The sequence below is a fragment of the Photobacterium sp. R1 genome (genome assembly GCF_054600795.1).
In genome coordinates, this window is sequence record NZ_BAAHZP010000982.1 from 1 (window position 1) to 236 (window position 236).

Here is a 236-nt window from a genome sequence, read left to right on the forward strand (position 1 = left end):
CCCGTACTGGGAAGATGGCATGAAACTGGGCTATCAGGATGCCGGTTCCTGGACACTGATGAAATCCACCGATCCCATGCGCCGCAACGCCGCCTGGCTGTATGCGCAGTTCACGGTGTCGAAAACTGTGTCGCTGAAGACAACCCTGGTCGGCCTGACGCCGATTCGTGAATCGGATATCAACACCGACATCAAGACGCAGGCAGCACCGAAGCTGGGGGGGCTGGTCGAATTCT

The 236-nt window shown here is 58.1% G+C and carries 1 pseudogene; it reads left to right on the forward strand.

The features are described 5' to 3' along the window. Positions 1 to 236, forward strand: a pseudogene (locus tag ACYP03_RS28000) (carbohydrate ABC transporter substrate-binding protein); the annotation flags it as partial.